The sequence below is a fragment of the Actinomyces slackii genome, assembly GCF_900637295.1.
Taxonomy (GTDB): Bacteria; Actinomycetota; Actinomycetes; order Actinomycetales; family Actinomycetaceae; genus Actinomyces; species Actinomyces slackii.
On the sequence record NZ_LR134363.1, the window covers coordinates 3,022,273 to 3,048,104 of the forward strand.

Annotated in this window: 22 protein-coding genes; 13 read left to right on the forward strand and 9 right to left on the reverse strand. The window is 72.7% G+C overall.

Going from position 1 to position 25,832, the window contains the following annotated elements; translation table 11 throughout:
* The first annotated feature begins 81 nt into the window (after positions 1-81).
* Both EL266_RS12495 and hpf read left to right on the forward strand, forming a co-directional pair.
* Positions 82-1,005, forward strand: a complete 924-nt coding sequence (locus tag EL266_RS12495; protein WP_051281010.1) for a ComF family protein — start codon at positions 82-84, stop codon at positions 1,003-1,005.
* Between the two features lie 253 nt (positions 1,006-1,258).
* Complete coding sequence (hpf, locus tag EL266_RS12500) at positions 1,259-1,909, forward strand: ribosome hibernation-promoting factor, HPF/YfiA family (protein WP_026426545.1); 651 nt, start codon at positions 1,259-1,261, stop codon at positions 1,907-1,909.
* Positions 1,910-1,991: 82 nt separating this feature from the next.
* Here hpf and EL266_RS12505 read toward each other — a convergent pair whose 3' ends face one another.
* From EL266_RS12505 to mtrA, 3 genes are read right to left on the reverse strand one after another with little or no spacing between them, the layout of a single operon-like run.
* A complete protein-coding gene (locus EL266_RS12505) occupies positions 1,992-3,704 on the reverse strand; it encodes a GerMN domain-containing protein (protein WP_051281009.1) in 1,713 nt (570 codons plus the stop codon).
* Positions 3,695-5,581 carry an MtrAB system histidine kinase MtrB gene (gene mtrB, locus EL266_RS12510; protein ID WP_026426543.1) on the reverse strand — a complete coding sequence of 629 codons (1,887 nt, stop codon included), beginning with the start codon at positions 5,579-5,581 and terminating at the stop codon, positions 3,695-3,697. Before mtrB ends, EL266_RS12505 begins: the two co-directional genes overlap by 10 nt.
* A 51-nt stretch (positions 5,582-5,632) precedes the next feature.
* Complete coding sequence (gene mtrA, locus EL266_RS12515) at positions 5,633-6,313, reverse strand: MtrAB system response regulator MtrA (RefSeq protein ID WP_026426542.1); 681 nt, start codon at positions 6,311-6,313, stop codon at positions 5,633-5,635.
* A gap of 233 nt (positions 6,314-6,546) precedes the next feature.
* On the opposite strand from mtrA, the gene EL266_RS12520 reads away from it, so the two are divergent.
* Genes EL266_RS12520 through EL266_RS12540 form a run of 5 tightly spaced genes read left to right on the forward strand, consistent with a single transcriptional unit; the run spans position 6,547 to position 11,978 of the window.
* Complete coding sequence (locus tag EL266_RS12520; protein ID WP_026426541.1) at positions 6,547-7,701, forward strand: glycerophosphoryl diester phosphodiesterase membrane domain-containing protein; 1,155 nt, start codon at positions 6,547-6,549, stop codon at positions 7,699-7,701.
* Positions 7,702-7,705: 4 nt separating this feature from the next.
* Positions 7,706-8,380 carry a DUF4129 domain-containing protein gene (locus tag EL266_RS12525; RefSeq protein WP_232012039.1) on the forward strand — a complete coding sequence of 225 codons (675 nt, stop codon included), beginning with the start codon at positions 7,706-7,708 and terminating at the stop codon, positions 8,378-8,380.
* A complete protein-coding gene (locus EL266_RS12530) occupies positions 8,377-9,531 on the forward strand; it encodes a DUF4350 domain-containing protein (protein WP_197719248.1) in 1,155 nt (384 codons plus the stop codon). Before EL266_RS12525 ends, EL266_RS12530 begins: the two co-directional genes overlap by 4 nt.
* Positions 9,524-10,657, forward strand: coding sequence for an AAA family ATPase (locus tag EL266_RS12535; protein ID WP_232012040.1), 1,134 nt, complete (start codon positions 9,524-9,526; stop codon positions 10,655-10,657). The genes EL266_RS12530 and EL266_RS12535 overlap by 8 nt, the downstream gene beginning before the upstream one ends.
* Positions 10,658-10,685: 28 nt before the next feature.
* The gene (locus tag EL266_RS12540) at positions 10,686-11,978 is read left to right on the forward strand and encodes a DUF58 domain-containing protein (protein ID WP_026426538.1); all 1,293 of its coding nucleotides are present in this window, start codon (positions 10,686-10,688) and stop codon (positions 11,976-11,978) included.
* A gap of 44 nt (positions 11,979-12,022) precedes the next feature.
* Here the strand turns inward: EL266_RS12540 and EL266_RS12545 are convergent, their stop codons facing one another.
* Positions 12,023-13,018 (reverse strand): stage II sporulation protein M, encoded by a 996-nt coding sequence (locus EL266_RS12545; protein ID WP_026426537.1) that lies wholly within the window; start codon positions 13,016-13,018, stop codon positions 12,023-12,025.
* 14 nt (positions 13,019-13,032) lie between these two features.
* Here EL266_RS12545 and EL266_RS12550 point away from each other — a divergent pair, with 14 nt between their 5' ends.
* Positions 13,033-13,875 carry an RDD family protein gene (locus EL266_RS12550; protein WP_026426536.1) on the forward strand — a complete coding sequence of 281 codons (843 nt, stop codon included), beginning with the start codon at positions 13,033-13,035 and terminating at the stop codon, positions 13,873-13,875.
* A 132-nt stretch (positions 13,876-14,007) separates the two neighbouring features.
* Here EL266_RS12550 and EL266_RS12555 read toward each other — a convergent pair whose 3' ends face one another.
* Positions 14,008-14,436, reverse strand: coding sequence for a DUF3499 domain-containing protein (locus tag EL266_RS12555; RefSeq protein ID WP_026426535.1), 429 nt, complete (start codon positions 14,434-14,436; stop codon positions 14,008-14,010).
* Positions 14,437-14,496: 60 nt separating this feature from the next.
* Here EL266_RS12555 and EL266_RS12560 point away from each other — a divergent pair, with 60 nt between their 5' ends.
* Complete coding sequence (locus EL266_RS12560) at positions 14,497-14,949, forward strand: metallopeptidase family protein (RefSeq protein WP_026426534.1); 453 nt, start codon at positions 14,497-14,499, stop codon at positions 14,947-14,949.
* A 51-nt stretch (positions 14,950-15,000) separates the two neighbouring features.
* Here the strand turns inward: EL266_RS12560 and EL266_RS12565 are convergent, their stop codons facing one another.
* The 3 genes from EL266_RS12565 to EL266_RS12575 are packed head-to-tail and all read right to left on the reverse strand — an operon-like array spanning position 15,001 to position 21,097.
* Positions 15,001-16,947 carry a DUF5719 family protein gene (locus EL266_RS12565; RefSeq protein WP_084500543.1) on the reverse strand — a complete coding sequence of 649 codons (1,947 nt, stop codon included), beginning with the start codon at positions 16,945-16,947 and terminating at the stop codon, positions 15,001-15,003.
* Positions 16,944-20,723, reverse strand: coding sequence for a glycosyltransferase (locus EL266_RS12570; protein ID WP_331852927.1), 3,780 nt, complete (start codon positions 20,721-20,723; stop codon positions 16,944-16,946). Before EL266_RS12570 ends, EL266_RS12565 begins: the two co-directional genes overlap by 4 nt.
* Before the next feature lie 53 nt (positions 20,724-20,776).
* Entirely contained in the window at positions 20,777-21,097 is a 321-nt protein-coding gene (locus tag EL266_RS12575; RefSeq protein WP_026426531.1) for a WhiB family transcriptional regulator, read from the reverse strand.
* A 324-nt stretch (positions 21,098-21,421) separates the two neighbouring features.
* Between EL266_RS12575 and EL266_RS13465 the strand changes: the two genes are divergently transcribed.
* Positions 21,422-22,246: a TIGR03089 family protein gene (locus tag EL266_RS13465; protein ID WP_026426530.1), complete on the forward strand. Its 825-nt coding sequence runs from the start codon at positions 21,422-21,424 to the stop codon at positions 22,244-22,246.
* A gap of 78 nt (positions 22,247-22,324) precedes the next feature.
* On the opposite strand, the gene manA is transcribed toward EL266_RS13465, so the two are convergent.
* Positions 22,325-23,542, reverse strand: coding sequence for a mannose-6-phosphate isomerase, class I (gene manA, locus EL266_RS12585; RefSeq protein ID WP_026426529.1), 1,218 nt, complete (start codon positions 23,540-23,542; stop codon positions 22,325-22,327).
* Between the two features lie 90 nt (positions 23,543-23,632).
* Between manA and rfbA the strand changes: the two genes are divergently transcribed.
* The 3 genes from rfbA (at position 23,633) to EL266_RS12600 (ending at position 25,734) form a co-directional block, all read left to right on the forward strand.
* Complete coding sequence (gene rfbA / locus EL266_RS12590) at positions 23,633-24,505, forward strand: glucose-1-phosphate thymidylyltransferase RfbA (RefSeq protein WP_026426528.1); 873 nt, start codon at positions 23,633-23,635, stop codon at positions 24,503-24,505.
* A 62-nt stretch (positions 24,506-24,567) separates the two neighbouring features.
* Entirely contained in the window at positions 24,568-25,326 is a 759-nt protein-coding gene (locus EL266_RS12595) for a glycosyltransferase family 2 protein (protein WP_026426527.1), read from the forward strand.
* A 3-nt stretch (positions 25,327-25,329) separates the two neighbouring features.
* On the forward strand, positions 25,330-25,734 hold the full coding sequence (locus EL266_RS12600) for a DUF2304 domain-containing protein (protein ID WP_026426526.1): 405 nt from the start codon (positions 25,330-25,332) through the stop codon (positions 25,732-25,734).
* The last annotated feature ends 98 nt before the right edge of the window (positions 25,735-25,832 follow it).

The window sequence follows — 25,832 nt, forward strand, 5'->3', positions numbered from 1 at the left end:
TGGGACGACGACGCGGCGCCGGCTGTGGACGGCGGTCCCCTCCGACGCGCCTGGACGCGCCCCCGGGGCCACCCTGGGCCCATGAGCACCGCCCGCCCCCGGACCACTGAGCCCTCCCAGACCCCCGACCACCCCGGGCCCAGCGAGCCCAGCGCACTCAGTGGGCTCATCGGGCTCGGCGAGCCCAGCGGGTTCAGCGCAGCGCGGCCCCGCCCTGGGGCCGGCCCCCTGGGCCTGGTCCTGCCGGTGGTCTGCGCGGGTTGCGGGCGCTGGGACACCGCGATCTGCCCGCAGTGCCGCGCCGCCCTGGGGGCCGATCCCCACCCCGTTGACCACGCCGAGGCCGCCGGCGACCTGCCGGTGCTGGCCGGCGCGACCTACGCCGGGGCGGTGCGCCACCTGGTCCTGGCCTGGAAGAGCGGAGCGCGCGAGGACCTCGACGCCATCATGTCCCAGGCCGGTCAGGCGCTGGGCCGGGCCTGGGCGAGCCTCCACCCTCCCGCCGCGGTGCCCGAGCCGTCGGGGAGCACCGGCGCTCTCCTGGTGGTCCCGGCCCCCTCGGGCCCGCTGCGCCGCCTGCGCGGGCGGCTTGTGGCCGCCCGCCTGGCCGACGCCGTCGCGCGCGCGGTGGCGGCCCAGTGGAGCGAGCAGCACCCGCAGGCCCGCCTGGTCCTCAGCGCGGACATCCTCAGGCGACCCCTGGCCGGCGGCGCGCACCAGTCCGGGCGCTCGGCGCGCGGCAGGCGGGTCAACCGAGCCCGCGCTCCCCGGGTCCTGGCCGATGTCCGGGGCCTGGAGGCGCTCATCGTCGACGACGTCGTGACCACCGGCGCCACGCTGGGCTCCTGCCATGAGGCGCTGCGCCGCCAGGGGGCCTCGGTCCTGGGGGCCCTGGCCCTGGCCGCGACCCCGCCGGCGCACGGCCTGCGCACGACCGGCGCACGACCGCGCATGGCTGGCAGAGAGCTCGCATCGAGGCGTGAACAACGGTTGGGCATCAGGTGAGCGGGCATGTCCGCCACCGGCGATCAGTCCCCCCGCAAAACGGGCGTGACCTGCCTTGATGGTGTAACTTATGTGGTACAACGCACAGCGGATGCCGCCAGAGGACGAGGTCGTCCTCACCGGCGCATCAGCACCCAGACGGAGGCTAAGGAGGTGGTCCCCACCCTTCCAGGCTCCGCTGCCAGATGCGGCGGGCGCATCCCCCATCAAGCCCGGTTCCAGGGCTGTTCCAGCACCAGAAATGAGGTTCACCATGGACATCACCGTCGTCGGCCGCAACGCGGAGATCAGCTCCCGCCTGCGTGACTACGTCGAGGACAAGGCAGTCAAGGTCGAGCAGTACGACCCGCGCGTCCAGCGCGTCGAGGTCGAGGTCACCCACGAGCGCAACCCGCGCCAGGCGGACACCGCCGAGCGCGTGGAGATCACCGTGATCTCCAAGGGGCCGGTCATCCGCGCGGAGGCATCCTCCTCCGATCGCTTCGCCGCCTTCGACATCGCCATGGGCAAGCTGACCGAGCGCCTGCGCCGGGCGCGGGACCGCAAGAAGGATCACCGCCGCTACTCGGTGACCGTGCCCGACCCCGCTGACCAGGCCGGCACCGCCGCCCCCGCCCCCGCTCCTGTCCCCGACACCGACGACGCCCCCATCGAGGACTCCCCCGCCCCGCCGACGCAGCACGGCGTCGCCGTGGAGTCCCAGCTCGGGGACTCCCCCGTCATCGTGCGCCAGAAGCTCCACACGGCCCACGAGATGACGGTCGATGAGGCCCTCTACCAGATGGAGCTGGTGGGGCACCCCTTCTACCTGTTCATCGAGAAGTCCACCAAGCAGCCCTGCGCGGTCTACCACCGCCACGGCTGGACCTACGGCGTGATCCGGCTGGACGCCCAGGTGATCTGAGGCCTGCCGCCAGGGCCCGTGAGCGCGTCCCGGCTCGCATGATGACCGCGAGCCGGGACGAGTCATGCCCGACGCGTCGCGATCAGGGCAGGGGGAAGGACAGGTCGGTGACCTCTGTGGTCAGGACCCTCCATGTGGCGCCCGGGCTGTGCAGGATCTGCCCCGAGGAGTCGTGCAGCAGGAAGGTGCCGTCCGATCGGTTGGCGATGACGGTCTGAGCGCCGGGCACCCCGACGCTCTTCTTGGGCTCGATGCCGCCCACCGTGACGATGCGAACGCTGGGGATGCCCCCGTCCTCCTCCGGCGCGGCCAGGGTGCCCACCGAGCTCGGCGAGCACCAGAAGATCCCGGAGGTCCCCGGACCGCCGGCATGGCGCATCTCGCGGGCCACGCCCAGCCCTGTTGGCCGGCCGTCGTCGTCGCGCAGGATCACCGCCAGGCTCACCGATCCGCCGTCCATGCGCACCACGATCCGCTCGGACTCCACCGACAGGTCGAAGGCCTCGATGCCCTGGCCCGAGAGCCACGATGCCGTGGGGTAGACCTTCTGACCCGCCGCATCAACCGCTGTCAGCCAGCCCTCGGCCATGAGCCAGGCCCAGCCGTGACGGTCCACGATCGGTGCGCCCAGGCCCCCGGCATCGGCGGTGGGCTCGCCCACGGACAGGATGGCGCTGGCCGCCGTCCCCCCGGGGGCCAGGTGCAGCAGGCTCGAGGCGGACAGGGTGTAGACGCTGCCATCGGCCCCCAGCGCGGGATGGCGGCACTGAGCGGTTCCCAGGGCCTGGGCCGTGGCCAGGGTGTCGCGGGTCGTCCCGGTGCCCCGCACCACGTTGCCCTGGGCCATCCCCACCGGTCTGCCGATCTCCGGCACCAGCGGGGCGAGGTCGGCGGGACGCCCCAGGTCCTGGGCGCCGGCCAGGACCCGGACGTCCTCGACCTCATTGAGCTGGATCAGCGTCTCCTTGATCTGGGCCACCAGGAGGCCGCGCTTGGCGCTGCCGGGATCGGCATCGGCGCTGAGGCGAACGGTGGCCACGGCCGAGGCGGTGTCAATGGTCACCCCCTCGCCCTCCAGGGAGGAGAAGGAGGACAGGGCGGTGGTCACGCCCGGGGCCAGCCACTCCGAGGGCCCGCCGATGAGCCCGGCCAGCAGGTCACGCGCCGGGCTCTTGCGCGGATACCAGCGGATCTCCGGGATGCAGCGCTCGTGGTCGCGCGACAGGAAGGCCAGGCGGTAGGAGGCGAAGTGCTGAGTCAGCTGCGTCAGCGGCAGCAGGATGCCGGCATCCAGGCCCACGATCCTCCACTGAGAGTCGGCCGTGGTGGCCAGGGTGAAGGAGGTCTCGTGGACGGCGTCCTTGGTCGAGAGGATGAAGACGCCGTCGGCATCGCGCCGGCCGATGCTGCCGGCCGAGACCGTCACCGAGCCATCGGCGGATTTGACGACCTGGGGCTCACTGGTGCCGGAGTAGACCTGCACGGCCGCCATGGGCTGCCACTGCTCCACCGCCTGACCGGTGAGGAACTGGCGGGCGGTGGCGAAGTCATCGGAGAAGCCTGCGCTGACCGCCCGCAGGAAGCCGTAGACGATCTGCTCGGGGCTGGCATTGGGGGTCGGCCCCGGGGCGGTCTCGATGAGGGCATCGGAGTCGGTGGGCGCGATGGTCGACTGCTGGACCGCCCCCGAACGGGGCAAGGCGGTGCACCCGCCCAGCAGGGCGGCCCCCGCTCCCAGGCAGGCCAGACCCAGGGCACGACGGCGCGGCATATGAGCGGCCGGTCTCATCGCCATCGCGCCTCCTCCGCGGCCTCGGCAGGGGTCCGAGTCGAGGATCTGTCCCCAGGGAGGCGCACGACGACGCGGTCGGTCTCGCGCTCCTTGTCCGCGGCCGCCGGGCTGATGACCTCGCCGGCCAGGGGGATGTCGCCCAGCACCACCGTCTGACGCGCGCGGCGCGTCGCCGGGGCCGGGCCCAGAGGACTGACCAGGGAGGCGGTGCCGTGCTCGCCGGGGGCGTCGGCCGCCCCGGCTCGGGCGACCGCGGGAGCATCCTCGGGAATGAGGTCCAGGGGGCCGGGGCCGCGCAGCTTCCCCGGGGCGCCGTCCGGCCCCTGCTCCCGCGGCAGCACCAGCAGGAAGGAGGATCCTGCCGCCGGCCACCCCCAGGCCGCCAGCCTGCCGCCGTGAAGGATGGCGTCCTCCATCGAGATCGACAGCCCCAGGCCCGTCCCGCCCAGGCTCCGCTGGCGCGAGGGGTCGGCGCGGTAGAAGCGGTCGAAGACCTTGGCCACGACGTCCGGGCTCATGCCGATGCCATGATCGCGCACCCGCACGGCCACGGCGTCCTCGTCGACGGCCAGGGTCACGTCCAGGGGCTTGCCCTCGCCGTGCTCCAGGGCGTTGACCACGAGGTTGCGCACGATCCTCTCCACCCGGGTGACATCGACCTCGGCGACGGCGGGGGTGTCGGGCATATGCAGGCGCAGCGTGGTCCCGGTGGCCTTGAAGTGGAACATGGTGGTCTCGATGACGGTCTCGACCACCTCCGCCAGGTCGATGGTCTCCAGGCGGAGCTTGACATTGCCGGAGTCGATCCGGGAGATGTCGAGCAGGTCGGTGAGCATCTTCTCGAAGCGGTCCACGGAGTTGGAGAGCACCTCGATGCTGCGAAGGGCGAAGGGGTCGGAGATCTCCTCGCGGGCGTCGTCGATCTGCTCGGCGGCCAGGCGGATCGATGCCAGCGGGGTGCGCAGCTCGTGGGAGACGTCGGAGACGAAGAGCCGCTGGACCTTGGACAGGGACTCCAGGCGCTCGATCTGGTCCTCCAGGGAGGCCGCCATATGGTTGAAGGACTGGGCCAGGGTGGAGATCTCATCCTCGCCCTGCACGCTCAGGCGCTCCCCCAGCTCCCCCGAGGCCAGGCGCTCGGCCGCCCTGGCCGTGTGCCGCACGGGCGAGAGCACCCAGCGGGTGATGGCCCAGACCACCAGGATGATCATGGCCAGGAATCCCAGGCTGCCGATGGTGATGTTGCGCGAGGACAGGGAGACGATGCTCTGCTGGGACTCCAGGGAGTAGATGAGGTAGACCTCGTACTCCCCCGCCCGGGGAAGGTTCATGCGCGAGCCCACCACGATGCCCGGATCGGTGCCCCCCTCGGAATCGGGCACGGCCACGGACTGCCAGTACTGGCCCCCGCCCTTGTCCGTCTCGACGCGCTCGCGCAGCTCGGGGGTGATGAGGTAGTTGAGATCGGTGTCGGACTTGAGGTTGTTGGCCACCGTGGGCGAGGTCTCGCGCTGGCTGCGCTCCATGATGATCCCCACCCCGCCGGAGCCCGCCATGGAGTCCTTGATGGAGTTGATCTGCGCCTGGGCCACGGCATTGACCTCATCGACGGTCACGGCCGCATTGGCGTCGAACTCCCTTTGCGCCGCCGAGAAGCGCGACTGGGCGTCGCGCAGGACGACGTCGCGCTGGTCCTCGAAGACCTCGGAGCTGATGCGGCTGGTGACGAAGAACAGCAGCAGGGCGACGAGCAGCAGGCCGATCACCGTGGCGGCGAACACCATGCGCAGCTCAAGGCTGCGGCGCAGGAAGCCGGGCAGGGGCAGGGGACGGCCCAGCCGTCTCTGCGCCCTGGCCACAGGATCACGCGTCGGGCTCATCACGACTCAGGAGTCAGCACCGGTCGACGGCGAGGCAGGCGGCGCCGCGCCTCAGGAGGACTCCCCGACCCGGTAGCCCACGCCGCGCACGGTCACGACGATCGCGGGACGCTCGGGGTCCTTCTCAATCTTGGCCCGCAGGCGCTGGACGTGAACGTTGACCAGGCGGGTGTCAGCCGGGTGCTGGTAGCCCCAGACCTGGCTGAGCAGCTCCTCGCGGGTGAAGACCTTCCACGGCGAGCGGGCCAGGGTCACCAGCAGCTCGAACTCCAGGGGGGTCAGGGCGATGGAGGTCTCGCCGCGCTTGACCTGGTGACCGGCGACGTCGATGTCCAGATCGCCGGCTCGCACGTGCTCAGCGGCCCCGGGGTTGGTGCGGCGCAGTCGCGTCGAGACGCGGGCCAGCAGCTCCTTGGACTTGAAGGGCTTGGTGACGTAGTCATCCGCCCCGGCCTCCAGCCCGGCCACCACATCCTGGGTGTCGGTGCGCGCGGTGAGCATGATGATCGGCACATCGGACTCGGCTCGGATGAGCTTGCAGATCTCGACGCCGTCGAGTCCGGGAAGCATGAGGTCCAGCAGGACCAGGTCGGGGTTGACCCCGCGGAAGGTCTCCAGTGCCTGGGCCCCGTCATGACACAGGGTCGGGGTGTAGTTCTCCGACTCCAGCATGATGCCGATCATCTCGGCCAGGGATGCATCGTCATCGACGACAAGAATGCGCGTGCTCATGGGCATATCTTGGCACGAGAAGGCGCTTTGGGGGTCCACTTTGACACTGGGGTGGCGTTCACAATTTCTAACGGCCCTTTGTCAGGGTCCCATAGTTTCCTCGACGGAGACTATGTGATATCTGAAAATATGCTGAGCAGCACTGCTCGGCACCCCTCCTCCACGCCCAGGCCCACGCGATTCTCCTCCCGCAGAGGGAGGAGGGGCCCCCACGCTCATGCCAGCATGGCCCCATGAGCAACGAGAGTACTGGCTGGCAGCCCCCCAGTGAGGGCAGCGCCCCCGGCGCCCACGAGGTCCCCTCACCGCAGCATCAGCCGCAGTACGGCGCCTACGGCACGCCACCCCCCGGCCAGTACCCGCCGCCCGGGGCGCAGCAGCCATCGCCGGGTCCGTACCCCGGCGCGGGCTTCCGGCCCTACGGCCCGGGCGTCCTGGGCGACCCGCGCCCGGGGATCATCCCGCTGCGCCCCCTGAGCATCGGGGAGATCATCGCGGGCGCCTTCGAGGCCATGCGCGCCAACCCGCGCGCCATGTTCCTCCCCTCGCTGGTGGTCATGGCGGCCATGGGCATGGCCTCCGCGCTCATCACCTACCTCCTGACCAGCCGCTCGAACCCCCTGATCGATTACCCCGCCGGCGGCACCTCAGAGGCGGAGTCACTCCGGGAGCTGCAGAGCCTCCTCGTGGACCAGGGCGCGGCCAACTTCGCGTCGGGGCTGCTCAACGGACTGGCCGCCGCGATCCTCACCGGCCTGCTCATCGTGGCCGTGTCCCGCATGATTCTCGGCCGCGTGGCCTCCGCCGGGGAGATCTGGGAGCGCACCCGCAGTCGGGTCCCAGCGCTGATCGGCCAGACACTGCTCATCACCCTCATCCAGCTCCTCATCATGGCGGGCGCCGCGGCGGTCATGATCCCGCTGGCGATGCTCGCCGGGGAGGCCGACTCCCTGGTGGGCTTCCTGCTCATCCTGCTGCTGGGCATCGCCCTGGGCTCCATCGCCATCCTGGCCGTGACCTGCAGGCTGTGCCTGGCCCCGGCGGCCCTCATCCTGGAGAACATCGGCGTGATCGAGGGGATCCGCCGCTCGTGGGCACTGACCCGGGGATACTTCTGGCGCGTGCTGGGCATCCAGATCCTGGCCTGGCTCATCGTGTCCTTCACCCTGAGCCTGCTCAGCGGGATGATCGGAGGAGTCATCGGCGTGATCACCGCCATCCAGCCCGAGTTCGCGGCGGCGGGCTACGCCCTGGCCGCCTTCGTCGGCTCCGTGATCTCCGCCTTCGTCCTGCCCTTCTCGGCGGCGGTTGTCGCCCTGACCTACACCGACGTGCGCATGCGCTCCGAGGGCCTGGACATCGAGCTGCGCAGGGCGGCCGGGGCCTGAAGGCATGGTGATCACGCTCAGCCGCATGCCCGCCCTGGAGGCCCCTGCCACGCCAGGGGCGGATGAGGCGCGCAGGGCCGCGCGCGAGGAGCTGGCCCGTCCGATCTACCGCGAGCCGCCCAATCTGCTGGAGCGCCTGTGGGAGTGGATCCTCAAGCACGCCGATGCCAGCACCGCGATCCCCGGGGTCTCGCCCTGGGTCTCGGTGGTGATCGTCACGCTGAGCGCAACCCTCATCATCGCCGCCCTGGTCCTCCTTCTGCGCCGCCTGACCGTCCCCAGGCGGGCCGCGCGCCCCGGCGACGAGCTCTTCTCCGATGATAGGGACGCCGCCGCTCTGGCCCTGGCCGCGGATCAGGCGGCTCAGCGCCAGGACTACGCCACGGCCGTGATCGAGCGCTTCCGCGCCATCATCCGCTCCCTGGACGAGCACGGGATCATCGAGGAGTACCCGGGCATGACCGCCCTGGAGTCGGTTGGCCTGGCCGCTGAGGGCCTGCCGGCGGGCGAGGTCATCCTCGACCTGCGCCAGGCCGCCGCGCTCTTCGACTCCGTGCGCTACGGCGATGTGCTCGCCGGGCACGAGCAGGATGAGTGGATGCGAGACCTGGCCCAGCGCGTGACCCGGGCCGCCCGGTCCGCCTCCCGGCACCACCTGTCCGCGAGGGCCGGGGCATGAGCACCGCCCAGGCCGCCGGTGGGCGCCTGAGAAGCCGCCTGCGCTCCTGGCGCCCCACGGCACTGGCCCTTCTCGCCCTTCTGATCAGCGCGCTCATCGGCATTTGGGCGACCCCTCGGACCTCGAGCATCCCGATGGCCATTGACAACCCCAAGAGCGACGGCGCCATGGCCGTGGCCGAGCTCCTCGGCCACGAGGGCATCTCGGTCTCAAGCGCCAGCAGTGTCGACCAGGCCATCCAGGCGGCGAAGCGCGGCTCCAGCGTGGCGGTGATCAACCCCTCCGCGCTCAGCCAGACCGATCGCGAGCGCCTGGCCGAAGCCAAGGGCGACGTGACCGTCGTGGGGACGCTCTACTCGGATCTCACGGGACTGTCCCGGCTCTCCCCAACCGGCTCCTCCCTCCCGGAGTCCACCCCCACCGAGGCGCAGTGCGCCGATGAGGACGCCTCAGCGGCCCAGACCATCGCCTCCAGCCGGGGCTCGCTGTCCACCGACCAGTCCCCTGAGGCCATCGGATGCTTCCCGCTGCCCGCGGGCAGCTACGCCTACGCCGTCGAGCCCCTTCCCGGCGGAGGGACCCTGCGGGTCATCGCCGATGCCACCCTGGTGACCAATGAGCGCCTCGCGGACGAGGGTCACGCCGCCCTGGCCATCAGGGCGCTGGGGCACCACGAGGAGCTCGTCTGGCTCGACGCCGCACGGGCCTCCTCGGCGGAGAGTGTGTGGAACAGCCCCCTCACCCCGCCATGGCTGCCGGTGCTCATGCTCCACCTGTGCCTGGCCGCCCTGGTGACCGCCATCATCCGGGGGCGCAGGTTCGGCCCGATCATCACCGAGCCGCTGCCCACCGTCGTGCGATCCTCGGAGACCACGATCGCCCGCGGCCGCCTCTACCGCCGTGCCGCCGACCGCGAGCGCGCCGCCCAGGCCCTGCGCCGGGCCACCGCCATCCGCCTGGCGCGCACCCTGGGCATGGGATCGGCGGCGAGCAGGGACGATCTGCTCAACGCCGTGGCCTCCGCCTCGGGCCGACCCCGGCCCGCCGTCGCGGCTGTTCTGGATGGCCCCATTCCACCCAACGACCATGCCCTGGCGGCACTGGCCGTTGAACTCGACCAACTCGAGAGCGAGGTTCACGCCCATGGATGAACGCAGCACCGCCGACCAGCCCCAGGCGCACCAGCCAGGCCCGGGCGGGCACGCCGGCCACGCCGTCGGGCATCACCCCGGGCCCGAGCCCGGGGCGGCTGCCGGCACCGCGGCGCCGGCAGGCTCCTTCGCCCCCGGCGCGCCCGGGGGCGGCCCCGAGGCCACCGCCGGCCCCGCCGTCGATCCCCGCGAGCGCCTGGTCGCGGTGCGCTCGGAGGTGGGCAAGTCCGTCGTCGGTCAGGATGCGGCGGTCACCGGCCTGGTCATCGCCATGCTGGCGGGCGGGCACGCGCTCCTGGAGGGCGTGCCGGGCGTGGCCAAGACGCTCCTGGTGCGCTCCCTGGCCACCGCCCTGAACGTGGAGACCAAGCGGGTCCAGTTCACTCCCGACCTCATGCCCGGCGATCTGACCGGCTCCCTGGTCTACGACGCGCGCACGGCGGAGTTCTCCTTCAAGGAGGGGCCGGTCTTCACCAACCTGCTCCTGGCCGACGAGATCAACCGCACCCCGCCCAAGACGCAGGCCGCCCTGCTGGAGGCCATGGAGGAGCGCCAGGTGTCGGTCGACGGGCAGCCGCTCCCGCTGCCAGAGCCCTTCATGGTCATCGCCACCCAGAACCCGGTGGAGTACGAGGGCACCTATCCGCTGCCCGAGGCCCAGCTGGACCGCTTCCTGCTCAAGCTGGTCCTGCCGCTGCCCGAGCGGGCCCAGGAGATCGAGGTCCTGTCCCGCCATGCTGGGGGATTCGACCCTCGGGATCTGCCCGCGGCGGGACTGGCTGCCGTGGCCGGCCCCCAGGACCTGGCCGCCGCCCGCGCCCAGGTGCGCACCGTGGGGGCCTCCCCTGAGGTACTGGCCTATGTGGTCGACCTGGTGCGGGCCACGCGCTCGATGCCCTCGGTGGCCCTGGGGGTCTCACCGCGAGGCGCCACCGCCCTGCTGGCCACGGCACGAGCCTGGGCCTGGCTGGCGGGCCGCTCCTTCGTCACGCCCGATGACATCAAGGCACTGGCCCTGCCGGCCCTGCGCCATCGGATCCAGCTGCGGGCCGAGGCCGAGATGGAGGGCATCACCACCCAGTCGATCATCGAGTCGGTTCTGCGCTCGGTGCCGGTGCCGCGCTGAGGCGCGGTCATTCCCTGAGAGGCACTGCATGTTCGCGACCATGCGCATCCTATGGGTGATGCTCGCCGGCATCCCCCTGGTCATGCTGGTCCCCCGGCCCTCAACAGTCATGGCCTGGACGGGGGTGGTGGTCCTGCTCGCGGTGGGCGATGCCCTGGCGGCGCCCTCCGTGCGCAGCATGCAGGCCGAGCGCCGGGTGGCCCGGTCCGTGCGCTTGGGCGAGTCGACCACCACGACCCTCACTGTGACCAATGCCGGCAGGCGCACGGCCCGCCTGGTGCTGCGCGATGCCTGGCCGCCGAGCGCGGGGGCCAGCGGCGAGCGCGGCTCCCTGACCCTGCCGCCGGGGCAGCGACGGCGGCACAGCACCACCTTGAGGCCCTGGAGGCGCGGGGACCGCAGTGCCGGCCCGGTGACGCTGCGCTCACTGGGCCCCCTGGGCCTGGCCGGGCGCCAGGCCAATGTCTGGGCGCCGGCGCATGTGCGCGTTCTGCCGCCCTTCCACTCGCGTCGCCACCTGCCCTCGCGCCTGGCCCGACTCCGGGAGATGGATGGGCGCAGCGCCGTCATGGTGCGCGGTGCCGGGACGGAGTTCGACTCCCTGCGCGAGTACGTGGTGGGCGATGACGTGCGCTCCATCGACTGGCGCTCCAGCGCCCGGCGCGGGGAGGTGGTGGTGCGCACCTGGCGCCCTGAGCGCGACAGGCGGGTGCTGATCATCATGGACACCGGGCGCCTGGCCGCGGCCCGCCTGGGACAGGCGCCCCGACTGGACTCCCAGATCGAGGCGACCCTCCTGCTGAGCGCTCTGGCCTCCCACGCCGGTGACCGGGTCGATGTGCTGGCCCTGGACTACGAGGTCCGGGCCCAGGTCCGCGGCCAGTCCGGCCCGGCGCTGATGAGCGCCCTGGCAGACTCCTTGGCGCCTCTCGAGCCCCGCCTGGTGGAGCTGGACTGGACGCAGGTGGCCTCCCTGACCCACTCGCAGCTCTCCCAGCGCGCGCTGGTGGTGGTGATCTCGGCCCTGGACGGCGGAGGCGCTGATGCTGCCATGCTGCGCAGCCTGTCGGCGCTGGCCCGCCGCCACACCGTGGTGCTGGCCTCGGCCCTGGACTCGGAGCTGGATGATCTGCGCGCCCGGCGCGACAACGCGGAATCGGTGTATGTGGCGGCTGCTGCCGAGCGCGAGCGGGTGGAGGTCGACGCGCTGCGCAGTCGGCTGCGCCGCAACGGCGTGGAGGTGGTTGAGGCCAATGATCAGGGCCTGGCCCCGGCGCTGGCCGATGCCTATCTCGATCTCAAGGCGGCGGGTCGACTGTGAGCGGAGGCAGCCGCGGCGCCGATCGCCTGTGCCATCCCGGGGGCCTAGCCGGCCTCGGGGGCGGTGTATCCGGCCTCCTCCTCGGACAGGTCACCGGTCTCGCCCTCGCGCACGGCGCGGCCCCCCAGGATCAGGGTGTAGGCCCACAGCAGCGCCAGGGCCAGGGCGCCGACGACGATCTTGACCGCCCACGGGATGGGGGCCGGGGTGATGAAGGCCTCGATGATCCCGGCCAGTGCCAGCGCTCCTGTCAGGGAGGCGGCCACGGTGATCAGGGCGCGGCCCTCGGTGGCCAGGGCGGCGCCGCGGGAGCGGGGGCCGGGCACGAGCATGGTCCAGAACAGTCGCAGGCCCGCCGCGCCGGCAACGAAGATGCAGGTCAGCTCCAGCAGTCCGTGGGGGGAGATGAGGGCCAGGAAGTGGCCGAAGAGCCCGTGGTGGGCCATGATGGCGCCGGCCTGCCCCAGTACGACGGCGTTCTGCACCAGGATGTAGACCGGCAGGATGCCGGTGATGCCGCTGGCCACGCACAGCGCGGCGATGCGGGCATTGTTGGTCCACACCTGGGCGGCGAAGTCGGGGGCGTCATAGGTGGAGTAGTAGGCCTCGAAGGCCTCGTTGGCGTACTCCTCGAGCTGGCTGGGACTGCCCAGCGCCGCCATGGCCGCAGGATGGTGCAGGGTCCACACCCCCACCACCACGGCCAGGGCGATCTCGGCCACCATGACTCCCACCGTCCACCAGCGGATCCGATACAGCGCCGCAGGCATGGCGTGAGTGATGAAGCGCAGCCCGCTTCCCAGGCTCGTCTCCCTGCTCCCCGTCAGCCTGGCCCGGGCGCCCGCCACACGCGTGGAGAGTTCGGCCACCAGCTGCGGATCGGGAGCCGCTGTGCGCACCCGCGACAGGTGCCTGGCGCAGGCGCGGTAGAGGACCACGAGCTCATCGGCCTGCTCGCCGGTCAGTCGTCGCTGCGAGGCCAGCCGGTCCAGGCGGTCCCACTGATCGCGATGAGCCGCGGAGAAAGCATCAAGATCCACACAGGGAGTTTGCCATGGTGACACACGCACCCCCCTCCTCCGAGCGGAGGATCGAGAGGGACCTCATGATCACCGGCGAGGCCGTCGCCTTGGACGTGGTGCCGGCCACCGTGGCCTCGCGCCTGCTGTCAGGGATCATCGACTACAGCATCTACGGCACCGGTCTCTACCTCGCCGGCATCACCGCCATGGTTGTGGGAATCAGGCTGGGCCTGAACGACGCCGAGGGCGCCACCCTCATGGCTCTGTGCGCCCTGGCATGGTTCCTGCTGATCCCCCTGGCGGTGGAGTACTTCAGCAAGGGCCGCAGTGCCGGGCGCCTGGTGACCGGCACCCGGGTGGTGCGCGATGATGGCGGGACGGTCAACCTGCGCCATTGCCTGGTGCGCGTCCTGGTGGGCCTGGTCGAGATCTGGATCATCAGCCCGGCGCTGGCTCTCCTGGTGTGCGCAGTGACCAAGCGCGGCAAGCGCCTGGGGGATCTCCTGGCAGGGACCTATGTGGTGAGGATCCGCCATGGCGCTGCCAGGAGCATCCCCCTCATCATGCCCCCCGAGCTCGCCGCCTGGGCGAAGGAGTCGGATCTGCGCCGCATGCCCGGCGCCCTGTCCCTGCACGTGCGCACCTTCCTGCAGCGGACCTCATCCATGGCGCCGGTCCATCGCCAGCGCCTGGGGGCCGAGCTGGCGTCCTACATGGCCGAGTACGTCTCTCCCCCGCCTCCGGCGGGCACGCATCCCGAGCGCTTCCTGGCCGCCGTCATGGTCGAGCGCCGCAACCGGGAGCTGCTCCTAGAGCTCCGGGATCGCCAGTTGGAGGACGCCGTGCGCGCCGAGAGCACCCGCATCCGCGCCTAGCCCCCGTCGACGCACCCGCCGCAGCACCCGCCTCCCCCCCACCTGCCGAGGTAGACGTTTTCCGCCGAGGTAGACGCATTCACCGTCTACCTCGGCGGAAGATGTCTACCTCGGCGTCAGGGGCGCGGGGCGCTACTCCTTGTCGCCCTTGAGGACGCGCAGGTGCCCGCGGCGAAGGACCTCGCCCTCGGCGATCTCGGGGGGCGGCGGAAGCGGGGCCGTGACCGGGCCGGGCATGACCCCGCCGGGGCGGGGCCGGTGCTCCGCCGGCATGGGGGCCGGCCGGGGGGCGCGGGAGGCCTCGCGCACGGCGTCGGCCAGGGCGAGCAGGTCATCCTCGCTGGGCGGCGCCGGGGCGAAGTCCGTGGCCAGGCGGATGATCTGCCAGCCGCGCGGGGCGGTGAAGGAGTTGACATGCTTCTCGCACAGGTCATAGGCCTCGGGCTGGGCCTCGGTGGCCAGCGGCCCCAGCACGATCGTGGAGTCCGCGTACACGGAGGTCAGGGTGGCCACGGCGGGCAGCTCGCAACCGGGCCTGCGGCAGTGTCGGACTCTTCTCACGCCCGCAGGCTACCGTGCCGCTGCTCCTCACGTGGGCAAAGTCGGCCTACGCTGGCCACTGTGACCGACCTGTACCATTCCGCCGCCTCGGGGCGGGGCGCTCCCAGACGGCGCAGGCGGGATCGGCACGGCAGGGGCCTGCGAGGGCCGGTCCTGCCCCCGAGCCTGCCCGGCTGGCGCACCCGGGCCGAGCGCTTCGACGACATGGTCGTGGCCACCGCCCAGGATCTGGCGCTTCACTGGCCGCAGGTCGAGGAGGTCCAGTTCGCCGTGGAGGAGGTGCCCCCCTCCGATCCGGCCCCGTGGGAGGGGTCCGTGGTGCTGGGGCGGGGATTCGCCGCCGAGCCCCGGGCGGGTCTGCCTGCCCGGGTCATCATCTACCGCCGTCCCGTGACCTCCCGCGCCGCTGACGCCCAGGAGCTCTCCGAGCTGGTGCGCCACGTGGTGATTGAGCAGGTGGCCCTCATGCTGGGCCGCCGTCCCGAGGAGATCGACCCCGACTCCCGCCCCTGAGCGGCCAGGCCCCCACTGCCGCCCAAGGCCGACGCGCCTGCGGGATGGGACTCAGTTCAGGATGATCTGCTTGCGCTCCCCCGAGGAGGCGTCGGGCACGGCTGGGACCACGGAGATGAGCGTGCCGGCCGTGGCCTGCGCGGCCTGGGCCGTCACCACAGTGGCTGCGCCCAGGCCCTCGGTCCCGCCCTCGGCGCTCAGGGTCACCGCGCTGACCTGCGTGGGCACCTCGACGGCGACCGTCCTGGAGGCGGGCACCACGACATCCTGGTGCCAGGACCCGGCAACATCGGCGAGCCTCACGGTGCGCCTGGCGCCGCTGTTGGACAGCGACACCGTCGAGGTCAGCCCCCCGGATCGGGGGATGGACAGGACGCCGTGGGCAACCGCGTCAGGGGCCGCCGGCTGGATCCAGGCCTTGTCGCGCATGAGGACGCCGGAGCGGGCGGGGTACTCCGCGGCGGTGCGCACCAGGCGCACGCCTGAGGCCACCGGCATATCGGAGGTCACCCGCACGCCATAGGCCCCCGGGGCCACGCCCCGCAGGGAGATGTCGAAGACCGAGCCGGGGTCGATGGCGACGTCCTGGGCGCCGGGAAGGGGGGAGGCGCCGTCGGGCCCCACCATGGTCACGCTCACCGTGGCGGCCTCGGAGTGGGGGTTGGCCACGCGCACCACCGAGGCCTCCCCCGAGGCGGCCCCGGTCCCGGAGGTCGCATCGCCCTGGGCCCCGCCCTCGACGATCTCGACGCCGGGGATGAGGCTGTCGGTGGACGGGCCCGCCCCCGGGGTGATGAGGTCCACCCCGGCGGGCGTCTCGCCCTCCAGGGACTCGGTCGCCAGCGCGGGGACCACGGAGCCGCCCTCAGCCTCGATGGACAGGGCCAGGCGCTCATCCTGGCTGTCGCCGCTCTCCAGCAGCATGGAGGCGGCCTTGCCCGCGGAGATCGTCACCTCGCCGTTGCTCGGCAGTGACAGGCGGCCCGAGGAGCCGTAGAGGGCGACCTTGACGGTCACCGAGGTCACCCCGGGGTTCTCCAGGCGCAACTCGGCCGAGGCGCCCAGGGCCGCTGATCCGCCGACGATCCAGGCCACGGACTGGGGCTGGGTGCAGGGCGCGGCGCTCAGGCCCCGCAGCTCACCGCCCGGGGTCAGGGAGGTGACGACCCCGGCGGCGCTGGCGGCCCGCTCCCCCGCCGACTCGATGGTCAGCACGCCGCCGGAGGCCGTGTCCATGGAGGTGGTGGCGCCCGCATCCAGCGCCTCCTGCCCCCATGTGGCCTCTGCGGCCTGCCCGACCGGGGTGATGACCGTGTGCGAGGTCGTCTCGCCCGCATCGACGACGGCCAGGGTGTTCTTGGGCGCGGCCTGACAGGCGTAGACAGCGGTGCCCCCGGACTCCACGACGCTGAGCGCCTCGACCGGCGCGGCGGGGGCGGCCGGGGCGCTCCTGCCCCACAGGACCAGTCCGGTGGCAGCGGCTGTCAGAAGCAGGGCGGTGGTCACCGCGGTGGATCGGCGAGCCAGGGACCGCCAGGTGCGGGGGCGCGACGGGCGCCGGCGGGGCCTGCGCGGGCCCCGGCTCCGGGAGGCTCCGGTGTCACCGGAGGCGCCGGGCTCGGGCTGACTGGCCTGCTCGTCCCCGGGACCCTCATCCGGCGAATCGGCTGCGGCACGATCCGGACCGTCCGCCTCGGCGCCCTCATCGGCCGGCGCGGAGAGCTCCAGGTCAGCGGCCGGGACTCCCGTCCCGCCGTGCTCAGGGTCTTCGGTCCCCTCATGGTCGCCGGCTCCGAGCTCGAGGTCAGGGTCATCCCCGGGGGCGGGTGCGTCTCCGCGCCCGATGCCCTGCTCACCGTCCGAGGGCGCAGCCGCGGCCTGCGCCTCATCCGCCTGGGAGCCGGCAGGCCCCTGGCCGGTCTGCGGCGCCCGGGGGACGGGGCCGGCAGTCTCGGCGGAGTCGGCGGGCTCAGCGGCGTGCTCGTGGGACCGGGTCATGCGGCATCCTTCCCGCGGCGCAGTGGCAGGGCCGCGATGAGCGTCAGCGCCCAGACGGCCCAGATCACTCGCGTGTGGACGACGGCGCTGGTCGAGGCGTGAGTGATCCGAAGCTCTCCACCCTGGGCGGGCAGGGTGAAGGCCTGCTTCCACGTGCCGTCCAGGTCCTGGGCCGTGGCCGGCTCCAGGGGCCGGCCGTTGAGGGTGGCCCGCCAGCCGCGATCGGCGCGCTCGGCCAGGACGAGGCTGCGCCCCTGGCCGCCCGCGGGGATGGTGACGGTGGTGGAGGACTGACCGGTCCAGGCCAGGGTGGTGCTGGCGCCGTCCTCAACGAGGCGCAGCCTCGCGGGCTCGCGGATGGCCCCGTTGGCGGGCACCACGCGCCAGGCGGTGCCGGTGCCGGTGCGGGCCAGCTGCTCCAGGCCGGGGGTGGAGGCCAGGGCCGCTCGCGCATCGGCGGTGACCTCGTCACCGGAGGCGTTGCGCAGCACGATGACGGCGATGCCGTGCTCGGCCAGGGCCTGGGCGGCGTCCTCGTCCTGCCCCGCGGTGACCCGGCCGACCAGGCCGGTGAGCGAGGCGTCGGCCTCGTCCTGGAGCTCCAGGGCTGCCGGCGCGCTGGGTGGGTTGAGGCCTCGCAGGGCTGCGCCGGCCCGATCGAGCAGTTGGGCGTGGTGGACGGCCGGCAGGGCGTCGCTCATCTGGACGCCTGCGCCCCGCCACACCGACACGCTCAGGCCCTGGGGCGTGGAGGCGAGGATGAGGACCCTGCCCTGGGCGGGCGAGGACTGGATCTGGGAGCCGATCAGCGGGATCTGCTGGGTCCCCGGCCTCAGGGCCATGATCTGGGGATCGCCCTGCGGGGAGGCCTGGGCCGCCCAGGTGGCTCCGATCAGCCCGGGCCCCAGGAGGGCCACGGCGCAGGCCGCCGCCAGGACGGGGCGCCGCAGCCGCGAGGGCAGCCGGTAGGACTGGGCCAGGGCGGCGTCGGCGGCGGCCAGGGCGGCCAGGAGGAAGCCGGCGATGCTCAGGGACAGGCCGGTGCCGGCCCAGCCGGTGACCAGGACGGTGCCCGCGCCGTCGACGGCGGTGCCCACGGCCGTGACCACCCGGACGCTCAGCGCAGCCAGGGCCAGTCCGCCCAGGGCCAGGAGGATGCCGGTGCGGGCGCGCGCGCCCGCGGAGCCGGGGATGAGCAGGCCGGCCAGCCCCACCAGGGGCACGAGCACCAGGAGTGCCTTGGCGATCACGGCCACGATGGTGCCCCCGGGGATAAGCGCGTCCAGGTCCCCCGGGGACCCCAGGAGCAGGTCGATGCTGGAGGGCGTGGAGGCGGCCAGGGGCGCACCGGCGTCGGCCAGGATCAGGCGCAGGGCGTCGACCCAGCCGTGCTGGCGCGCCAGCACCGCGGCCTGGGACCAGGCGGGGGCGGCGGTGGCCAGGATCGGTGCCGCGGTCAGCACCAGCCGCAGCCTGCGTCGCGAGAGCAGGGCCACGGCGGCCAGGACCAGCAGGAGGATGGGCGCCGTGGCGGGGGCGGCGGCCACGACGACGGACAGGAGCAGTCCTGCCAGGGCGGCCGCGGCCGCCGAGCCGGGGCCGTGGCTCGGCTGGGAGGCGTTCGGCGCGCCGTGCTCGGCGGGGCTCCGGTGCGTCCCCGAGGCCGGGGAGGCGCCAGCCGTCTCCTCCGGGGCCTGGTCGGCAGCCTCAGCTGAGTCAGCTGAGTCAGCTGAGTCAGCCGGGTCAGCCGGGGCGGGCGAGTCCGGCGCCGGGGAGGCCTTGGCGGCGGCCCTGCCAGCACTGCCGGCACTGTCAGCACTGCCAGCCTGCTCGCCGCTCTCGACGTCCTCATCCGGCTCCTCGTCCAGGTGGGCGAGGTCCTCGATGCGGTCGTCGGCGAAGCGGTCCAGCTCGGCGCGCTCGGCGTCGGTGAGCAGGTGGGCACCCACGAGACCGGAGACCACGACGTCGCGGCGGTCGACGCCCTGGGCCCTGGCCAGGGCCAGCAGCGCCCAGGGCAGGACGAGGTGCACCAGGAGCGGGGCCAGGCGCCCCTGCCCCAGGGCCAGCAGGCCGGTGGGGGCCAGGCCCCAGGCCAGGGCCGCCCAGGCTCGCAGCGCCACGCGCCGGGTGATGGTCCCCGCGGCGAACCAGGCGCCCAGAACGGCCAGTGGGATGGCGGCGAGCAGGAGGATCTTGACCAGGGTGGTCGAGCCCATGCCCACCAGCGCCGCCAGGGCCATGAGGCCGGCCAGGATCGCCAGCAGGGGCGTGGGCCCGCCGGGGCGGCCGTCACCGGTGGGCAGCCAGCTGCTCCAGGCGGCCGACCAGGACTGGTGCCAGGTGCCCAGCTCGGTCAGGGCCCCGCCGGCGACGCTGCGGGTCAGGATGAGGTGGGACATGCCGGCGCCGGCCACGATCAGGGCCAGGACCATGAGTCCGGCCAGGGTGCGGCGCCGGGATCGGGCCAGTCCCGCCAGCTCGCGCAGCTCCAGCTCGCTGGGGGCCTTGGCCCGGGCGATGCGCTCGCGCTCCTGGCGCACCCGGTCTCGCCGCACGGCGCGGATCTCCGAGGCGGAGACGTAGAGGCGGCTCAGCGCTGAGCGCGGAGCCCCGGTGTGCTGGGCCAGGCGCCGCCTGCCGGCACGGATGAGGGAGGAGCGGCCGGCCAGGGCCAGGGCCGCCGACATCTCGTCGCTCGCCAGTCCGGCCGCCTTGGAGGCCAGCCGCCAGGTCGCCCGGGCGACGCCGAGCACGAGGAACCAGCCCAGGAGCATGGCCACGGGGCGCGTGGAGAAGGCCGCCCAGTTGGTCAGCTGGGCCACCCGGCGGGCGCGGTAGGAGCGCTCGGGGTCGGGGCTGGGCAGGCGGGTGGCCGGGGCGGCCTCGCCCTGGGCGTCCTGGTGGCGCGCGGCGCGCAGGCCCAGGTAGCCGGCGCGGCGGTGGCGGATCACGGCCCCCGGCTCGACGACGACGCGGTAGCCGGCCAGGCGCGCCGCCCGGGAGAGCTCCAGCCCATCGCCGAAGGGCCCCAGCCAGGGCGCGGTTCCGCCCAGCTCCTCCCACACCGAGCGCGCGATGAGGGCGCCCGCGGTGCCCACGGCCAGGACGTCGCTGCGGTCGTCGTACTGGCCCTGGTCGACCTCGCCGGGGACGATGTCATTGGCCCGCCGGGCCGAGGAGGTGGCGCGCAGCCCCACCTCCAGGAGCTGGGAGGGGTTGTCCCAGTCCACCTGCTTGGGCCCCACGATGCCCACCGAGCGGGCGTTGGCCGCCGCGGTCAGCAGCGCCTGGAGACAGTCGGGCTCGGGGGCGGAGTCGTCGTGGAGGAGCCAGAGCCACAGCCCCTGGCCGGTGGCCTCGGCGCCGTCGACGATCTCGGCCACCAGCTGGCGCTCGTGGGTGGTGATCGGGGACATGGCCCCGGTGGGGCCGGTGATGGGGCCCGGCCCGCTGCTGCGGCGCCTACGGGTCGCCATGCCGGCGGGGCCATCGGCTGCGCGATGCCTGTTGCCCGAGGCGATGAGGGCGGAGTAGGACTCCAGGCCCCTGGCCACGGCGTCGCCGAAGGTCGAGGCCTCGCCCGAGCGCACGATGCGCACGGCGCTGACGGCGTCCAGCCCGGCGGCCTCGACCAGCTCCTCGATGGGCGTGCCGTCGCCCAGGCCGTTGGCCCGTGAGGCGACGTCGACGATGAGGACGACCTCCGGGGCCCGGCTCTGGGCGGCCAGGCCGCGCAGAGTGTCAGCCAGAAATGGGGTAGCCCCGGCTGTCACGACAACAGCCAGGGCTCCGATGTGATCGACTCCCCCGATGGAGCCTGCACGATTCATACGGCGCGACGCTTGAGCTTGCGGCGCTCACGCTCCGACAGACCGCCCCAGATGCCGAAGCGCTCATCGTTGGCCAGGGCGTACTCCAAGCACTCCTCGCGGACCTCGCAGGTGGCGCAGACCCGCTTGGCCTCACGGGTCGAGCCGCCCTTCTCGGGGAAGAATGCCTCCGGGTCGGTCTGGGCGCACAGGGCGCGCTCCTGCCATGCCAGAGGGCCCTCATCGAGGTCGTCGCCACCGCCGAAGAGGAGGAGCAGCGCGTCGGTGTCAGGCTCCTCGGGGCGCGTCAGTGGTCCCTCGCCGAGGATGTTCCACATATCGGCCTCCCTTCAGTTCGACGTTATTACCAGAAGAATTACATGCGTGTGAGACCGCCCAGTCAAGCCGGAGAGGGAAAGTTGACCCTCTCGTGATCATCGACACCGTTCCTTGACATTCCGCGGAGATCTCGGTCTGGATCAGACCATATGGCAACTTCCTACAAATCTGCTGGGAGGAGGCCGCAGTGAACCTGACAACCCTTGGAATCACGGGATTCCGGCATAATTACACCGATGTGAGACGTGTCCCAGGACCCCGTGGCGCGCGCGGCGACCGGCCGGTCGGCTCCGTGATTTCTGTCGATCTGGTTCAATTCCCGCATGCCCACCGACCCCCTCACCCGCCTGCTGGGCGCCGATGATTCTCATCGCCCGCGCCTGGTGTGGTATAGCGACTCCGAGCGCATCGAGCTGACCGGCCACGTGCTGGCGATGTGGCTGTCCAAGACAGCAGGGCTCATCGACACCGAGTCGCAACCTCCGCAGGGCCTGCACCTGGGAGCCCCGCTCCACTGGCGCACCGTGGCCTGGGCCTGCGGCGCCTGGCTGGCGGGCCGGGAGGTGATCCTCGGCAGCGGGCCCCTGCTCGCCGAGGCGGGGATCGTCCCGGGCCTGTCCATGGCCTTCACGCCCGAGGAGCTCTGCCCCAGCGCCGAGGCCCAGGCCCTGTGCCCGCAGGACTCCCTGGCCGTGCGCTGGCCCGGCCGGCTGCCCCCTCTGGTGCTCGACGGCGCAGCCGACCTCATGTCCCAGCCCGACTCCTACTCCCCCGCCCCGGCCCAGCCCCATGACCGGGCCCTGACCCGCCTCGCCCCGGATGGGAGCCTCAGCTCGCTCACGCGGGCGGAGCTGCTGGACGGCCTGGTGGATGCCGGCGGGGCCGATGCGGCCCGAGCAGCCGATCCGGCCGGCAGTGCCGGACCAGCCGGACCAGCCGGACCAGCCGGACCAGCCGGACCAGCCGGACCAGCCGGACGCGCCGAGCATGCCGGCCGCGCCCGCGCGGTCCTGGTGCGCCGCCAGGACCGCGCCGGGGCACTGCGCGAGGTGCTGGGCGCATGGGGCCAGGGCCGCTGCGCCGTCATCCTGGCGCCGGGCACCAGCCGCGAGCGCGCGGCCCTGGCCGCCCGCCAGGAGGGCTGCTGAGCGCCCCGACTCCCCCGCGCGCGCCCGCCTCCCCAGCCCGGGGCATGAGCGTGGAGTCAGGGCGCTGGGGTTCGGGGGTCAGGGCACGTCGGCCTGGATGAGGGTGCCGTGGCCGGAGGCGGTGACGAGGCGCTCGTGGGCGCCGACGAAGACCGCCTGGCCCTGGGCCAGCTCCAGGCCGCCCTCCGAGGTGGACAGGACCGCCGCCCCCTCCACGGCGAGGATGATGCGCGGCCCGCGGCCGGGAATGGTCAGCGAGCCGTCCTGGGGCGCCACCGAGGTGACCATGAGCTCGAAGTCGTCCACCGGCGCGTAGTAGGCCCGCGTGCCATGCGCCAGGTACTCCGGCGCGGGCCTGACGGGCGGCGCGGCCACGTAGTCCACGCAGGCGAGCATCTCGGGGACATCGATGCGCTTGGTGGTCAGCCCCGCGCGCAGCACATTGTCAGACGATGCCATCACCTCCACCCCCAGGCCGGAGATGTAGGCGTGCACGCAGCCCGCGGGCGCGAAGAGCACCTCGCCGGGATGGAGGGTGACCGGGTTGAGCAGCAGTCCTGCGGCCACGCCCGGGTCCCCGGGGAAGGTGCGCGCCATCTCCAGGGCGTTGGCGTCGGCGCGCGGCGAGGGCGAGGCCCCGGCCTCATGGCGGGCGGCGATCTCCAGGACCAGCGAGTCGATCTCCTCGGCGGTGGGGCGGGTGGCGTGGGAGACCAGGTCGGTGAAGACCTGCCGGATGCCGAAGCGGGTGGGGTTGAGGCGCAGGGTGCGGCGCATGCGCCGGGCCAGGGGCGAGTGCAGCTCCCCCAGCACCTCGGCCACGCGGCGCGGGGCCCGGAACCCGGCCACGGCGTCGAAGCGGGTCAGGGCCATGACCATCTCGGGCTTGTGATTGGGGTCCTTGTAGTTGCGCTCGGCGCTGTCCAGGGGGATGCCCGAGGCGCTCTCCAGGGCGTAGCCCTCCATGGCCTGCTCCAGGCTGGGGTGGACCTGGAGGGACAGGGCCTGGCGAGGGGCGATGATCTTGAGCAGGAAGGGCAGCTGGGCCCCGAAGCGGCGGATGACGTCCTCGCCCAGGAGGCGCTGGGGATCGCGATCCAGCATGGCGGCCAGGGTCGGGGCGGCCCCCGGGCCGGCGTCGTCGGGCCCGGGCAGGACCCGGGTGGGGCCGGCGGGATGCGCCCCGTACCAGGCCTCCGCCCAGGGCTCACCGTCCCCGGCGATCCCGATGAAGTCGGGGATTGCGGTGGTCGAGCCCCAGTCATAGCGCTGACGGGCCGGGTCGAGGCGCCTCATGGGCTCTCACCGTACAGCCCGCCCCTGCGGCGCCCCATGGTGAGATCCCACGATTCACGTTATGAGGCCGCATGCGTCACACTATGGCCCATGCGAGGCATCATCCTGGCCGGGGGCTCCGGCACGCGACTCAACCCGATCACCCTGGGCACCTCCAAGCAGCTGGTGCCGGTCTACGACAAGCCGATGATCTACTACCCGCTGTCCACGCTCATGCTGGCGGGCATCCAGGACGTCCTCGTCATCACCACCCCCCATGACGCCCCCAGCTTCCACCGGCTGCTGGGCGATGGCTCACAGCTGGGGGTGTCCCTGTCCTACACCGTCCAGGAGGTGCCCAACGGCCTGGCCCAGGCCTTCGTGCTGGGGGCCGATTTCATCGGCGAGGAGTCCGCCGCCCTGGTCCTGGGCGACAACATCTTCTACGGCCCGGGCATGGGCACCCAGCTGCGCCGCCACACCAGCCCCGAGGGAGGCGTGGTCTACGCCTACCAGGTGGCCGATCCCACCGCCTACGGCGTGGTGGAGTTCGATGCGGACTTCAAGGCCATCTCCATCGAGGAGAAGCCGGCCCGCCCCAAGTCCGACTACGCCGTGCCCGGCCTGTACTTCTACGACAACGACGTCGTCGAGATCGCCAAGAACCTGGAGCCCTCGGCCCGGGGGGAGTACGAGATCACCGACGTCAACCGCACCTACCTGGAGGCAGGCCGCCTGAGTGTCGAGGTCCTGCCCCGGGGCACGGCGTGGCTGGACACCGGGACCTTCGACTCCCTGGCGGATGCCACGAGCTTCGTGCGCACGGTCGAGGCCCGTCAGGGGATGAAGATCGGGGCCCCCGAGGAGGTGGCCTGGCGCATGGGCTTCATCGACGACGACGGCCTGCGCCAGCGCGCCGAGCCCCTGGTCAAGTCCGGTTACGGCCAGTACCTCCTGGGCCTGCTGGAACGAGGCAGACGCTGAGGGAGCGCTGAGGGGGCGCTGTGCCGCCCTATGATGTCCCCGTCGTCAACCCGAGGAGCACCATGGCCTCCACGCCGCCCAGGACACTGGTCATCATGCCTGCCTGGAACGAGGAGGCGGCGATCGCCGGCACCATCGAGGAGCTGCGAGCCACGGTCCCGGGCTTCGACCTGCTCGTGGTCGACGACGGCTCGCGCGACGCCACGGCGGCGCGGGCCCGCGCCGCCGGGGCCCTGGTGCTGGTCCTGCCCTACAACCTGGGCGTGGGCGGGGCGATGCGCGCGGGCTACAAGTACGCCCAGCGCTTCGGCTATGACCGCGCCATCCAGGTCGACGCCGACGGCCAGCACGATCCGCGGGACATCGAGCGGGTCCTGGCGGGGCTGGAGCATGCCAATATCTCCATCGGGGCGCGCTTCGCCGAGGCCGGCGCCTACCGGGTGCGCGGCCCGCGCCGGTGGGCCATGGTCATGGTGGCCGCGATCGTGGGGCGCATCAGCGGCACGCGCCTGACGGATGTCACCAGCGGGTTCCGGGCGGCCGACCGTCGGGCCATCGACCAGTACTGCCTGCACTACCCGGCCGAGTACCTGGGCGACACCATCGACTCCCTGGTCATCGCCGTGCGCTCGGGGCTGCGCGTCAGGCAGGTGGGGGTCTCCATGCGCGCGCGCCAGGCGGGCACGCCCTCGAACAACCCGGTCAAGGCCGCGGTCTACCTGGTGCGCTCCATGTTCGCCCTGCTGGTCTCCCTGACACGCCGACCGGCCTCCAGGCGGCAGGCCGCCGACCCCGTCCCGCCCACCACCGACGAAGGCTGAGCGATGCCCACCACCCTGTTCATCCTTGCGGTCATGGTCGCCTCCATGATCCTCATCGTCGCCCTGCTGCGCTCGGGCCGGCTGCGGGAGAAGTACGCGGCCCTGTGGGTCGTCATCGGGCTGACGATCACCCTCCTGGCGGCGGTGCCCCAGCTGCTGGGCATGGCCGCGGCCCTCCTGGGCTTCGAGGTCCCCTCCAACCTGCTCTTCGTCCTGGCGATCTTCCTGCTGCTGGGGGTGACGCTCCACCTGTCCATGGAGATCAGCCGCCTGGAGGATGAGACGCGCACGCTGGCCGAGGAGGTCGCCCTCCTCAACCTCGTCGTCGACTCGGCCGGCCTGACCCGGGGCCCCGACGACGACGCCCCGTCGCCGCAGGCCGGTCCCCGGCCCCCCGATGCGGACTGATCCCTCGAGGGAGGGGCAGGACACATCCCCACATGTTCACGCAACGACCGCTTGGTGCTATTCTCGAACACGACCGTGAAGGCATCTTCAGTGAACAG